The organism is Hymenobacter canadensis (assembly GCF_027359925.1).
Classification (GTDB): Bacteria; Bacteroidota; Bacteroidia; order Cytophagales; family Hymenobacteraceae; genus Hymenobacter; species Hymenobacter canadensis.
This window is the reverse complement of record NZ_CP114768.1, coordinates 277,175-290,142: the sequence shown is the minus strand read 5'-3', so window position 1 is coordinate 290,142 and position 12,968 is coordinate 277,175. Positions and strand designations below refer to the sequence as shown.

The window sequence follows — 12,968 nt, the reverse complement described above, 5'->3', positions numbered from 1 at the left end:
AAGGCATTCGCAAAGTATTTCGTGAGTCCATGATTCTAGGATTCAAATACACCAAAGCTACCCGATATTATATGCTGTCTGATAAGTCCACTTATGATAAGGGCAGCAAGCAGTGCTCCTTTCTCGGCCTTCCTTGTACCGCCGTTTTTGTAGAGAGGCGATACAGTAATGCCTGACGGCTTAATCGGTGCTAGATTGTGTTCAAACGAGACATTGGCTCCCTATGAAGTATTCCGTCCCCGAGCAGCTCATTCGCCACGCTTTTTTCCTGTCGGTGTGGTGTCTGGAGCAGTGCCACGACATGACGCGCTACCACCGCCAGGTAACCGCTTTGAGCCAACTGCCCGATGGAACGGTTGGGCACGCGCTGGGGGCGTGCTTGCTGGCCCGGGAGTTAACGTTGGTGCCTGGCTTTGAAAGCCACGATTTGAAACACGTGGTGCTGGCGTACGAATTAGAGCCGGTAGGCGAAATTAGGATGCAAGCCTTCATGCTGGGCAACGGCAACTGGACGCTGCCCAGCATGCTGATTTTTCTGTTTGGGCTGCTGCTCTTGCCGCAGCACTAGCGCTTGTTTGGGCAAGACTACCACGCCGGACGACGCTGTTTGCCGCTCGCTGCCCTGACCATTGAGGACTGTCAGCACCACTCCCTGCAGCAGCTGCGCAGCCACTTGTTTAGTCGCTACCAAGCACTGAAGCTCGCCCGCCCGTCTACTATACACTCACGCCTGAGCTGGCTGGGCAGCTACGGGATAATGGCCGTGGGCATCGCGGCGATGCTGTTCTGTTATCCCTTTCTGTGGTCCGCCGACCTAGCCGATTTGGTTGGAGCAGGCTTCCCGTTTGTCGCCGGAGCTATTTTGGTGGTAGGCGGTTTACTCAACTTAACCCTGCAAGCCCACCTTAGCGCTAAAGAAGCGAGAGCCTGAAAGGAGTTTAGAATGCCGCCTGTTTTTAAACAGATCGTGTTTAGGGCAGTACCGTGTAAATGAACTACCCTGCCACTGACCAGTAGCCCCGTTGAAACAGCATGGCTTCGGGCTGCAACGAGCGGGCGGCAATGAGAAAGAAGTTTAACCCTGGCAGGCAGCAAGTCCTGAGGAGCAGGGGCTGGCGGCGCTCTACCAGCGAACTGCGGCAACGCGGAGGGCTGGTGGTTAGAGGGAGCCGGTATATTTGTCTTGGCCGGCAATCATATTGCTCCCCCGGCGTTTGACTTCGTCTAGTTTTCTACGTTTCCCATCCCCTTATATGTCGAACATTACGCGTCTTCTATGGGCTGTGCTTAGCCTGTGGGCTGCTGCACTAACGGCCCAGGCTCAAAACCAGCCACAACTCATTGCCGCGGGTGGTTCGCACACGGCTTCCATTCACCCCGACGGGACCTTGTGGACGTGGGGGGCCAATACCTCCGGCCAACTGGGCGATGGGTCATACGCCAACCATGCGGCGCCAGAAAAGGTGGGATTCGATGCAAACTGGCTGTCGGTGGCAGCGGGCCAAAGTTTTACGGTCGCCTTGCGCACCGACGGCACGCTGTGGACCTGGGGCGGCAACGACAACGGTCAATTGGGCGCGGCCAGCACTGGCGGCAGCCGATCCCAGCCCGCACAAGTAGGGACCGATGTGTGGCAAAGTGTGTCGGCCGGCGAGAGACACGTGGAAGCCATCCGGGCCGATGGCACGCTCTGGGCCTGGGGCAATAACACGTATGGCCAGCTCGGCAACGGCATCACAGCCCCGCAGGATGCCCCCGTGCAGGTGGGCACGGCCACCTGGCAAAGCGTTGCCGCGGGTGCCCAGAACACCGTCGCGATTCGCACCGATGGCACCTTGTGGGCCTGGGGCAGTTACCAGCTCCTAAACGGCAGCACGGCCGCTACGCCGGTGCAAATCGGCACGGCCACGACCTGGCGACAGGTATCCGTAGGCAATGGCTCTGCTGTGGCCATCCGAACCGATGGCACCCTCTGGGCCTGGGGAAGTAATGGAAGCGGTCAAGCAGGAAACGGCACCACCAACCCGCTAGCCGTTCCCGTGCAAATCGGCTCGGCCACGACCTGGCAAAGCGCCACCGCCGGGGCCAGCTACACCGTGGCCATCCGCACCGACGGCACGCTCTGGGCCTGGGGCGATAACACGTATGGCCAGCTTGGCGACGGCACCACCGCCCGCCGCCTGGCGCCTACGCAAGTCGGCGGCTTAGGGGGTTGGAAGGCCGTGGATGCCGGTGAGACGCACACCGTCGCGTTGCGCCGGGATGATACCTTCTGGGCCTGGGGCGATAACACGAGTAGCCAGCTCGGCAACAACGCCGGCTTGCAGGCATCGCCCGTTCAGGTGGCGCCGCCCAGCACCTGGCGCGCCGTCGCCACCGGCCACAATCACTCCGTTGGCATCCGGGCCGATGGGAGCCTCTGGGCTTGGGGGAATAATGCGTACGGCCAACTCGGCGACGGCACCACCACCAGCCGCGACGCAACTGTACCGATCGGCGCCGCTACCTGGCAAAGCGTGAGCGCGGGAGGCCGCTTCACCCTGGCCATTCGCGCCGACGGCACCCTGTGGGGATGGGGCGAGAACACGGAAGGCCAGCTCGGAAACGGAACGAGGGAGAATCAGCGCGCCCCCGTCCAGATTGGAACAGCCAGCACCTGGCAGCGTGTGAGCGCCGGTGGCCGCCACGTGGTAGCCCTGCGCACCGACGGCACGCTCTGGGCCTGGGGAAGCAACAACTCTGGCCAGCTGGGTATCGGTGCGTTGCCTGCCCAAAATGCGCCGATGCAGGTCGGCACGGACACCAACTGGCAAAGCGCAGGGGCAGGCGGGAGCCATACTATGGCCGTTCGCACCGACGGCACGCTCTGGGCCTGGGGCAGCAACTCCGACGGCCAACTGGGCAACGGCACCACGGCCGACCAATCCAACCCCGTGCAAATCGGGACGGCCACTACTTGGCGCAACGTCGCCGTGGGCTCCCAATTCACCCTGGCCGTTCGCGCCAACGGCACGCTCTGGGCCTGGGGCGATAACAGCTTCGGACAATTGGGCAACCGAACGTTTACTTCCCAGCAGGCCCCCTTGCAGATTGGGACGTCATCGACCTGGCAAAGCGTGCAGGCGGCCGGCTATGTGTCGGCCGCCCTGCGGACCGATGGCACGCTCTGGACCTGGGGCAACAACAACGTTGGCCAACTCGGCAACGGCACCACGGCCACGCAGAATGTCCCCGTGCAGGTCGGCACCGGGGCCACCTGGCAGCGGGTGGCCACGGGGGGAAGCCACATGCTGGCCATTCGTGCTGACAACCTGCTGTGGGCCTGGGGCTGGAACAGCAGTGGCCAGTTAGCGCAGCCCGTAGCCAATCCCACGCCGCTCTACATTCCTTCGGGCGGCACGCCCTTGACAACGGTGGCCACTACCGCCGCGGGTAGCTGGCAACTCGTTCCTAATCCTGCCCAGCGCCGAGTACAATTGCGGGGCCTGCCGACAAAAGAGGTCGAGGTGCAGGTGTTTGATACGCAGGGCCGCTTGGTGCACACCGCTGCCTCTCCTGAAATCGTACTAACAGACCTCACTCCCGGCTTGTACCTGCTTCGGGCCACCACGAAAAGTGCCACGCGCACCCTGCGCCTAGTAGTGGAATGAAGAACTAGCGGTGGAATAGAGAAGCGTGCTCAAGCAGACGATATGCCTCCAGCGTTACTCCGAGCGGATTGTTCTCGCCCAAGGCGGTTCCAAACCAGCGCACCCGAAGGAAGACCCTCGTTTTAGCGATTCCAACTGCTAATTTGAACTAAGGGGAGGATGATCGCGAGGCTTTATATTCGGGCGCTTACCTTGTACAACGACGTCTTGTACGCTCCCTTTTATCAGATCATCCCATGCGCGTGCTGTTTCTGCTGATCCTATTCTACCTCAACTCCGGGGCAGCCCGCCCGCCGCGCATCGTGCTGCCGGGTTATTTCTCCTGCCAGGGCGCCCTGCTCGAAGAAAGTGGCAATTCACTCGCGTGCTACGCCAAGACGCAGGCCGAATGCCGCAATGGCCAGCTCGTGCTCGCCTTCGAAAAGCGCCTGTCCGCCCGCACGGACCGGGCCCGGTTTGAGATTATCGACACGGTGCATGTGCGCACAGCGGTGCCTGGGCGCGAGGTGCACATCACCTACTGCTCGACGGCTACGGGCAAGCCCCGCCAGTACTTTGTTTTGTATAAGTGGGTGCCGGCCGCTGATAAGCGCTACCTGCCCTATCCGCGGCGCGCGTGGGGGGTGAATGCACAGGGCCAGTTGGTCGAGGTGTCGGTGAAAAGCTTGCGTTGTCTCAACAACGATTATGGGGCAGATTAGGCCCTGGTATAGGTTCGGACCCTTTAAGTGAACAATAGCCAGGGCCAACTTTTCGCTAGATAATCCGCTTTTTTGTAGGTGCATGCCTTGCGGTCGACTCACTGGACAAGCGTAACTTGGTCCCGATGGAAGAACGCACGCTTTCGCTGCTAGCAGAACAGATTGGGCAGCTGCACGCGCAAACGCAGCGGGCGGCTGCTGTCGGAGCTGGCGCGGCAGCTGCACGGCGTCAAAGGGCTCGCAGAACGGCGACTTTACCAGTGCCGTGAGTTTTACCGGGCCTACCCCCTGATTTTGCAGACCGTGTCTGCGGAATTGCAACAAGCTGGTCTATTGAATGCGTCCAAGCCCTTCCCAACGGCCGCGTCGGCCCTGGCCAGCGGCCCGCACGCCCTGCCGGGCCTGGCACCGGAGTTGCTGCTGAACCGGCTGAGCTTTTCACATTTTCTGGAGTTGCTGGCCCTGGACCGGCCGGTGCAACGGGCGTTCTATGAGGTGCAGGCGGTTAAAACAGCTGGTCGGTGCGGGAGTTGAAGCGCGCCATTGAGTCGGCGCTATACGAGCGCACGGGGCTCTCTACCGATAAGGCGGCGGTGCTGGCCGGCCACGCCGGCACGCAGCCGCTGGCGGTGGCCGATGTGGTGAAAAACCCCTACGTGTTGGAATTTTTAGGTCTGGAGGAACGGGCCAGCTACAGCGAGAGCGACCTGGAGGCGGCGATTATTGCGCACCTGCAGACGTTTCTGGTAGAACTGGGTCGGGGCTTCTGTTTTGAGGCCCGGCAAAAGCGCATCACCTTCGACAACGCGCACTACTTCATTGACTTAGTCTTTTATCACCGCATTCTGAAGTGCCACATGCTGGTGGACCTGAAGATCGGGGCGTTCAGCCATGCCGATGCGGGGCAGATGAACGTGTACCTGAACTACTACCGGGAGCAGGAGATGACCGAAGGCGACAATCCGCCGGTGGGGCTCATTCTGTGTGCCCAGAAGAACGACACTCTCGTGCGCTATGCGACAACGGGCATGGCCGAGCAACTGTTTGTGAGCAAATACCAGATGAACCTGCCGTCGGAAGAAGAGCTGCAGCAGTTGGTACGAGAGGAGCAAGAACGCTTAGGCAACAGCTGACAGTAGCCGGTCAGAAGTCCAACCGGGTGCCATTACGCTTCCAGTCCATCCGTTCTTTCGCTTCTGAGGTTCGGACCGTTTTATTGAACAGCCTATCTTAAACTTAGCGGGCTAGCACTACTATGGGAGCTTACCAAGAGGAATTGCACGCCCTGCGCCAACGCACCCCCATTGGCGTGCGCCACGGGCTGGTGCTGTTACAGCAAACCAACGGCGATGTGGCAGCCGCCGAATCCCTGTTTCAGCAGGAACTCACGCGGCTGGTGGCCCACCAAGCACAGGTGCCCGATGCCGCGGCGCGCCACGCGTTGGAACGAGCGGGCTATGATGTACCGCGCACCTTGCAGCAGCTGGAGCAGGCCCGACACTCGCTCACGCAGCGCATCCTGCGGCGGTATCCCGTACCCGACGATGCCGTGCGCCGGGTGGCCGACGCGGTGGAGCAGGCGCACCAAGTGCCCCGCACGTACTGGCTCGACTTCGAGGCCGCCCAGTTGTTGCCGCCCCCCGTAGCCTGTGTGCTGGTGGTGAGCGAGTGGCTGGCCTACGAAGACTGGGAAAGCTTGGAAGCAGCCGTGTATTTTTACCTCGAGCCGGTGCTCGCGTACGTCGACCAGCTGTTGGCGCTCCCACAGGTCAGCCAAGCCCTGCTGTCTGTAGCCGCGCTCGAACAGGTGCAAGCTGAGCCCCGTCGCCGCCAACTGGCCCGCACGGGAAGCTACAGCCCTACGCCGGAATTTGAGGCGGCCAGTGCTGCGTTTGAGGCGATGCGCCCGCGCATCGTGCAGCGCCTGTACGAGTTGATTGAACACCGTATCGCGCTCTTCCCATAAGCAACGGTACCGGGACCGGGACCGTTTAGCTTCGGACCGTTAAAGTAGACTCAATGGGCAGGAAGCGGAACTCGAGTAATCGGGTCGCCGCATGGGTTTGGCGAAGGGCATCTAATATGCGGAAGGCACCCTCTGTTGGCGGCCCTGCGCTTCCACCACGATGTGGGTGCCGTCCGCGGAGTAGGTGGCGCAGACGGGCAAGCGGCTGCGGTAATGGCGGACCACGGCCTGGCGGTCCAGCGACATCTCCACCACTCGGTACCGCCGGGGTTGCAAGTAGCCGTCGGTGATGCTGACGAACACGAGTTTGTTGCCATGCACGCTGGAGCAGCGTGCAAAGTCCGCAAAGCCAAACGCGCTACTGGGGGAATACACGAAGTGCGGCGCATTCCGGTCCGCCACGGCATGCGTGGCCACCTCGCCGGCCCCCGACACCCACACCCGGTACGGTCCCACGTAGGCCAGGCGCCCGGGAATTTGCTGTACCCCGGGGCGGGCCACCGTGTCATACCCCGGGAGGCCGTGGGCCGCCGCATTCACATTGATGAACGCGGGCCGCAAGGGCAACGGGCCAGCGGATTGGGCCACGGCATCCCAGCACCACGCCAGACACATCCAGACAAAAAGCAGTTGCTTCATCTCATAAAATAACGCTCCTTTTGGTATTCGGACCGTTTTAGTAGACGTTATCAACTTGTCTAACCCGTCGGTTGTAAGCCGTTTCTGAATGGCTTCGTCTGTCTTTATCGGCTGTAGGTAAATGTCTGCGTTAACTGACCGGAACTACCGGGTATTTCGTAAATCTCCTTGTAGACCAAGCGCTGCGCTTTTAATTCCTGCACAGTCCACGTGAGGTCAAAGGCGCTTAAGGAAACCACGACGGTGGTGCCGTCGAAGCGGTACGGGTGAAATGAGCCCGTGGCGGCTCCCGGGAGTTGAACAAACACTCGGCCATCGGCGGTAAATTCCTGCTGCTCGCTGCCGCTGGGGGCCACATATGTCCGTTCTCTTGTGGGACTGCCGTCTTGGTAATCGGTCAGGTAGTGGATGGATTCCAGATTCCACACGCCGACTAGGGTCGGTGGTGCCGGCGTACGTTTATCGCAGCTTGTCAACAGCAGGATGCCCAACGGGACAAGGACGTTATATTTCATACGCCTAAAGGTAGAATATGCGCAGGAACGAAAATACAGTATCTAAGAAAGGCTGATTTGCCTCAATTACCGTTTTCTTGAACTCATTAGTGCTTACTCAAGGGGGCGCACGGCCGTAATCATCCACCGTCCTTGTTCTACCGCCAAGCTAAAGGCTAGGTTGGGCCCCTCGCTCATCTGCTGCTCGGTGAAGCGGTATACCACTTGGGCCGTGTCGGCGCCAACCGTTACGCGGGTGGGCTGGCTTCGGAGGACGAGTTGGGTTTGGATGTCTCCGGCCTGGGTGTAGAGGATGTGGTCGTAATCCAGCCCAGTAACGAAGCCATCGGTCTGCGGGTGGGCGCGTAACGAATCCGCGCATTGCTGAAAATAACGCCGGTGCGCTTGCAGATAAACGGGCGATACGGTGCCGCTACTCTGCAACAGGCGCACGTAGTCCTCGACCGCGTGAAAGTCAACCGAATACACTTGGGTCGTGTCCTCGTCCATTCGGGCCGGAACCACCGGCAGGGAGTTGAGCGGGGATTGGTGCTGCAGGTACCACTTCAAAAAAGCTCGCACGGTCGCTGCGGGCGACCCACTGGGGCTAACAGCCGGCGGGATGGATGAGGATGGCGCCTGGGTGTCAGTTTTCGCCTCTTGCGGGCCGGAGCAGGCAGTGAGCAGCAAAACAGTTCCTAGAAAGCCCCCTTTCAATTGTTTCATGCGCCTAAAGTACTAGCAGCATCGTCCGACTACTGAATTAAACTTACCCTCGTTTCGCTTTCCGACCGTTTCGCTGAACGAGTGCTCATACTTTTACGAGCGGTACTTACTTCCTCCTTGCCACTGTGGCCGACATGAGCCGATACCCCGTTTCCGACCGCTCTCCGCTCGACTGGTTGCCGTTGACCGACGACGTGCCCGCCGTCTCAGGGTTGCCGCTGGGCTTCGCGGCGTACCTGAAGCTGTTGCCTCCCCTGGGCATTGACCGTTCCATTCCAGTGGCCACCTATTCGTTCCAGGCCCGCACGGTGGAGCAACTTAACACCCGCGTAGCGTTTTGGAACACGCATGGCATCCACCACGGCCAACCAGCTCCGGACCGCTTAACTCCGATAACCTACCGCCAAGTGGCGGCCGAACTGGACGTGGCCTTTACTCCTGCTTTTGGCAACGAGGCCATCTCCCGCGCCTATGGTGGCTGGCCCCCGCACTTGGGCAGCAGCTTGGCCCTGGAAGTGGCGTTCGCGCAGCAGTTGGTCGAGGTATTGGACCCGCAGACGGACACGTACTTTTTTGGGTCGGTGGCCGAAGGCGCGTACCACTGGGACGTGCAGGGTCTGCCTACCGATTGGCTGGAGCAAGGGCAAGCCGGGAACGTAGTTGACTTGTACCAGCAGGAGCGCCGTTGGCCCACTTACACGTTTGCTGCGAACCGAACGTGGTGCCTCTACCAGGGGGAGGACCAAGAGCTGGCGCTGGGCTGTTCGCTGGCAATCGCGCAGCAGCTGCACGTCCACCCCACCTTGGAAACCTGGCCCCTCATGTAAGCACTGCCAAAGTCATTATGACCCTCGTTTCGCCGAATTACCGTTTTCTTGAACGCATCACAATTACTCGTGTTCGCGGAATTACCTTGCCACGTCCGTAATCCATGAAAAGTCTTTACCACCGGAGCCAATCAAATGACTACCAAGCGTGTCTTATTACTCTTACCAGTCTGGTTGCTCGCGTGTAACCCGGATCCTGGCTCAGAAGTGGTACACCATTTGACCGGCGGCAACGAAAAATACTGGACGTTGGTCACCGACTACCCCATCCTAAAATACGTGGGCATTTGCTACCGGGCCAACGGCACTTACCATGGCTTTACCATTGACCGCAAGGGAATCCGCACCAGCGCGGGCGAGTTAGAGCGCCACACCTGGAGGCTCTTGCCCAACGGAGATTTAGAAAACGGAAAAGGGCGCTACACCGTGGAATACAGTTCCGAGGAGGTGCTGGTGTTAAACGACCAGCTCCAGCGGCGCGTCCGGACCTATTTGAAGGCCAAAGACCAGCAAACCCCAATACTACCCGACACCACGGATCACTCGTTGGATATGTAAGGCTCCTTCAACTGAACGGAGCGCGTTTACCTTGCCACCGTTTCGTTGTACTAGTGCTCTCCAGTGCGCCTGGGGCTCGTGGGCGCCGTTCCGCACGCGTTGTAGGCGCGCACGATGCGCTCCAAGTCACGCGGCTGGTAGCGCCCGGCCTGCAGGTCGGCCTGGAGGGCGGGGCAGCCGCGGAAGAACGCCGCGGCATCTGTTTCGAACTTCCACCAATACGTGTTGACCGGCGGCTGGTCGCCACGGCGCACGAGCCATTCGCGGCGGGTGATGGCCGTCCCCCGCTGCGCGGTATTGGCCGCGTAGCGTTCGTAGAGCTGCACGGGGCCGTCCACGACTTGTTTGAGAAACAGGCCATCGGTTCCTACGGGGCCTGAGGACAGGAAAAAGGCCACGTAGCGGACCGTGTCCGGGTCTAGCACGTAGCCATAGGCCCGGACGTGGGTCGGCCCCAGGTGCCGGCGGCTGGTGCCGGCCAAGGGTACGAACCGCACCAGCCGCTGCCGGTCCAGGGGCTGCCCACCCACATGGATTGCCCCGCGCAGGCTGTCGCCTGCCGTCGTGACGACGTACCCGGCCCGCAGTTGCTGGCCTGCGGCCGGGTCTCCCGCAGCGAGGAGCCAACAAAGGGCGAAAAAAGAGCGCAGGGTAACAGCCCTAAGACTTATGCTTAGCAAACCAGGGATTTTTTTCATGGGGCTAAAGTATCCGCGCGGGCAGGTAGATTAGGTGAACATTGTCTTATTTTTTGGCTCCTTCAACTAAACAGAGCACGTTCACAACAGTACCGTTTTTGTGAACAAAGTCAAAGCACCCCACGCCATATAAGGCTGGCCTTACTCGGGCCGGACCGTCGGCCACAGCGTTTCCTTCGCCCGTTGCAACGTCTCTTGTAGGGCTTCCAAAGGCAACGATAGGTCCTGCTTTTGCATGAAATATAGTTCGACCCGCTTGTCCCCCTGCGCGTCCTCGTAAACCTCGGCAATGTGGATGTTATTCAGCCACACCTCGGCGACAAAGCCTTCCCGGTAGTCAGCATAGGTCACCAGCAACTCGAATGGATTGTGCATGGGCCAAGATACCTTACACTGGAAGACGAGCGCTCCTTTGCCTTTCCGACCCTTTAGCTGGACAGCTTTTCAGACAACCAGAACAATGCAACGTTTGACCGATTCCTTTCTGATGCAGTGCCGGGAGAATTTTTTCCAAGGTATTACGCCCTCTGGCCCCGGCGCAGAAACCGCGAAACAAGCCCTTGTTGCCCTATTTCGCGGCCTCACTGCGGCCAACCAAATGGAAGCATTTGTCGGCTTTTTACAAGAAGGCCACTATAGCATCAATCTATGGGCTGCTCATCTACTTGTTGAGCACCATTGCCCTGATGGGCCAACCCGGCAGCTGTGCATGAAAATAATTGAGAGCCATGCTATGAGCACGATACATCCAAAGGTCGCACAAGAGGAGCTAGAGTGGTTGAAGGGTCAGGCCCAATCTTAAACGCTCCTTTGAGCGATTTGGACCATTTAGATGAACACAAGTCGTCCGCTACCTTGCTCGATGCTTGAACTGATTCTCCGGGGGCGGGTTGCGCCAAACGTTCTAAGGGCATTTCCCAATTTGACGCGGCCATTTCGAGAGGACCCGCACGTGGTCTTCGCCTTCGTGATGCGCCAGGAACACGACATTCCCCTCGGAACCACGTTCCGGACCATGGGCCTGGGGGCGAACGGGCAGGAAGTGACGGAACACTACCGCTTGGTGGCCATCAGCCAGCAGTACGACCACCCCATGGACGAAATCCCGCACGGCTGGAAGACCATCTGTGCTTTTCGGGGGCTGGAACCGGGTCCGCGTTTAATGATGGGTTTGCCCCCAGTCGGCGAGTGGTACGAGCAAAGCGTAACGGAACTCGTGCTCCGAGCAGAACCGTAACCGCACAAACGCTCGTTTCGCCGAATCACCGTTTTCTCAAACTAGCACGGCGCATGCGCGGCCCGTAGTTCCTTTGTTGCCTTTCCCTGCTCCCTGCCCGTGCCATGAACGACCCCGACACGAAAGAGCTGGTGTTTGCGTACACCTGGCTCTTGCCAGAAGTTACACTTCGCCCCGGGCTCCGCACGTCGGTGTGGGCCGAGGGGGACGTCCCCGCCTGCTGCATGCCGTGCGAGTTTCAACACGTCACGTACGGGCAAGCCCGTGTCGAGGTGCGCGTACTGGCCCTCGACCCGGCGGGGCGGGTGTCGAAAGACCTGGTGGGCCGCGCCTTTTCCTTTGGGCACCCCGGGCGCATCGTCGGGCACGGGCTGCTACTTGCCGTGCTGCCTAAGGCAGAATAATGCTCGTTTTGCTACTCGGACCGTTTGAATGAACTCCGTTCGTAGCTACCTGCGGCCGTAAATGTGGGTGGATTCCTCACCACCTTTGGGTATGACCACACCGGAACGATTAGCAGGCTGTGTCTTGGCCGGCGCCATTGGGGACGCTTGGGGCAGTGGTTTCGAAAACCTGCCCAAAGGGCCGGATCCGACGACCTTTTATCTGCAGCCCCCGCCTACCCGGCGACCCGTGTGGCAGTTGACGGACGATACCCAGTTGACTCTGGTTACGTTGGAAGCCCTGTGCCAGGGGCCGCGTCTGGCGCCGGCAACGCTCGCCAACCACTTGGTGGCGGCCTATGCCCAAGGCAGGCTAACCGGGTTGGGAGCAAGCACCTTAAAAGCCCTGCGGGAGTTGCAGGCCGGCGGGCACTGGAGCCGCGTGGGGCGCGAAGGCGAATACGGGGCGGGCAACGGCGCGGCGATGCGTATCGCCCCGTTTGCCTTCTGGCCGGAGTACGACCGCGCCGAGCTCCACGACTTCTGCCACATTACCCACCGCCACGTTGACGCGTACGTGGGCGCCTTGGCCGTAGTGTTAGCCCTGCGGGCGGTGCTTTCCAAACAGTGGACGGGCCCGGAATCGCTGCTTGACCTACTGGTGCCGCAACTCCCGGACACGCGGTTGCGGGACCGGCTCCTGGAAATACAAGCCTTGCCGGGCTCTCCTGCCATTGCCGACGTGGCTCAGCTGGGTACGAGTGGGTACGTGGTGGATTCAGTGCCATTTGCCTTGTTCTGCGCGGCGCAGGTGCCGCGTTTGGGGCTCAACCAGACGTTCGCAGCCATCATCGCAGCGGGGGGCGATACCGACACTAATGCTTCACTGGCGGGCCAAATCGCCGGCGCCTTGCTTGGCCCGCACCATCTCCCCCCGGAACTGCTCCAAAAGCTTGCTCGGGTAGACGGCTACGCATGGGTAAACAACGTGCTCCAGATTGCCCAGCAGCACGTTGTTTAATACCCTCCTTTGTCAGAATGGTCGGGATTTAGACCGTTTGCGTAAACACAGAAGCTAGCAGAAAGTCT

General features: G+C 60.2%; 17 protein-coding genes. 12 read left to right on the top strand and 5 right to left on the bottom strand.

Features of this window, described 5'->3' with window-relative positions; genetic code table 11:
- Nucleotides 1-223: 223 nt before the first annotated feature.
- From O3303_RS20780 to O3303_RS20755, 6 genes are all read left to right on the top strand, one after another.
- A complete protein-coding gene (locus tag O3303_RS20780) occupies nt 224-568 on the top strand; it encodes a hypothetical protein (protein ID WP_269562036.1) in 345 nt (114 codons plus the stop codon).
- A 685-nt stretch (nt 569-1,253) separates the two neighbouring features.
- Complete coding sequence (locus O3303_RS20775; RefSeq protein WP_269562035.1) at nt 1,254-3,650, top strand: RCC1 domain-containing protein; 2,397 nt, start codon at nt 1,254-1,256, stop codon at nt 3,648-3,650.
- A gap of 242 nt (nt 3,651-3,892) precedes the next feature.
- Complete coding sequence (locus O3303_RS20770; RefSeq protein ID WP_269562034.1) at nt 3,893-4,351, top strand: hypothetical protein; 459 nt, start codon at nt 3,893-3,895, stop codon at nt 4,349-4,351.
- Between the two features lie 162 nt (nt 4,352-4,513).
- The gene (locus O3303_RS20765; RefSeq protein WP_269562033.1) at nt 4,514-4,885 is read left to right on the top strand and encodes a DUF1016 N-terminal domain-containing protein; all 372 of its coding nucleotides are present in this window, start codon (nt 4,514-4,516) and stop codon (nt 4,883-4,885) included.
- Nucleotides 4,882-5,484 (top strand): DUF1016 domain-containing protein, encoded by a 603-nt coding sequence (locus O3303_RS20760; RefSeq protein WP_269562032.1) that lies wholly within the window; start codon nt 4,882-4,884, stop codon nt 5,482-5,484. Before O3303_RS20765 ends, O3303_RS20760 begins: the two co-directional genes overlap by 4 nt.
- 122 nt (nt 5,485-5,606) lie before the next feature.
- The gene (locus O3303_RS20755) at nt 5,607-6,317 is read left to right on the top strand and encodes a hypothetical protein (RefSeq protein ID WP_269562031.1); all 711 of its coding nucleotides are present in this window, start codon (nt 5,607-5,609) and stop codon (nt 6,315-6,317) included.
- Between the two features lie 111 nt (nt 6,318-6,428).
- Here the strand turns inward: O3303_RS20755 and O3303_RS20750 are convergent, their stop codons facing one another.
- From O3303_RS20750 to O3303_RS20740, 3 genes are all read right to left on the bottom strand, one after another.
- The gene (locus O3303_RS20750) at nt 6,429-6,956 is read right to left on the bottom strand and encodes a hypothetical protein (protein WP_155832743.1); all 528 of its coding nucleotides are present in this window, start codon (nt 6,954-6,956) and stop codon (nt 6,429-6,431) included.
- A 104-nt stretch (nt 6,957-7,060) separates the two neighbouring features.
- Nucleotides 7,061-7,471 carry a hypothetical protein gene (locus tag O3303_RS20745; protein WP_269562030.1) on the bottom strand — a complete coding sequence of 137 codons (411 nt, stop codon included), beginning with the start codon at nt 7,469-7,471 and terminating at the stop codon, nt 7,061-7,063.
- Nucleotides 7,472-7,564: 93 nt separating this feature from the next.
- The gene (locus O3303_RS20740; protein WP_269562029.1) at nt 7,565-8,020 is read right to left on the bottom strand and encodes a hypothetical protein; all 456 of its coding nucleotides are present in this window, start codon (nt 8,018-8,020) and stop codon (nt 7,565-7,567) included.
- A gap of 290 nt (nt 8,021-8,310) precedes the next feature.
- Here O3303_RS20740 and O3303_RS20735 point away from each other — a divergent pair, with 290 nt between their 5' ends.
- Complete coding sequence (locus O3303_RS20735; protein ID WP_269562028.1) at nt 8,311-9,003, top strand: hypothetical protein; 693 nt, start codon at nt 8,311-8,313, stop codon at nt 9,001-9,003.
- Between the two features lie 135 nt (nt 9,004-9,138).
- A complete protein-coding gene (locus O3303_RS20730; RefSeq protein ID WP_269562027.1) occupies nt 9,139-9,561 on the top strand; it encodes a hypothetical protein in 423 nt (140 codons plus the stop codon).
- A 50-nt stretch (nt 9,562-9,611) separates the two neighbouring features.
- Here the strand turns inward: O3303_RS20730 and O3303_RS20725 are convergent, their stop codons facing one another.
- Entirely contained in the window at nt 9,612-10,091 is a 480-nt protein-coding gene (locus O3303_RS20725) for a hypothetical protein (protein ID WP_269562026.1), read from the bottom strand.
- A 309-nt stretch (nt 10,092-10,400) separates the two neighbouring features.
- Nucleotides 10,401-10,634 carry a hypothetical protein gene (locus tag O3303_RS20720; protein ID WP_269562025.1) on the bottom strand — a complete coding sequence of 78 codons (234 nt, stop codon included), beginning with the start codon at nt 10,632-10,634 and terminating at the stop codon, nt 10,401-10,403.
- Nucleotides 10,635-10,719: 85 nt separating this feature from the next.
- Between O3303_RS20720 and O3303_RS20715 the strand changes: the two genes are divergently transcribed.
- The 4 genes from O3303_RS20715 (at nt 10,720) to O3303_RS20700 (ending at nt 12,900) form a co-directional block, all read left to right on the top strand.
- Nucleotides 10,720-11,061, top strand: coding sequence for a hypothetical protein (locus tag O3303_RS20715; protein ID WP_269562024.1), 342 nt, complete (start codon nt 10,720-10,722; stop codon nt 11,059-11,061).
- A gap of 60 nt (nt 11,062-11,121) precedes the next feature.
- Entirely contained in the window at nt 11,122-11,496 is a 375-nt protein-coding gene (locus O3303_RS20710; RefSeq protein WP_269562023.1) for a hypothetical protein, read from the top strand.
- Nucleotides 11,497-11,720: 224 nt separating this feature from the next.
- Entirely contained in the window at nt 11,721-11,900 is a 180-nt protein-coding gene (locus O3303_RS20705; RefSeq protein ID WP_269562022.1) for a hypothetical protein, read from the top strand.
- Between the two features lie 91 nt (nt 11,901-11,991).
- Nucleotides 11,992-12,900 (top strand): ADP-ribosylglycohydrolase family protein, encoded by a 909-nt coding sequence (locus O3303_RS20700; protein WP_269562021.1) that lies wholly within the window; start codon nt 11,992-11,994, stop codon nt 12,898-12,900.
- Nucleotides 12,901-12,968 lie beyond the last annotated feature (68 nt).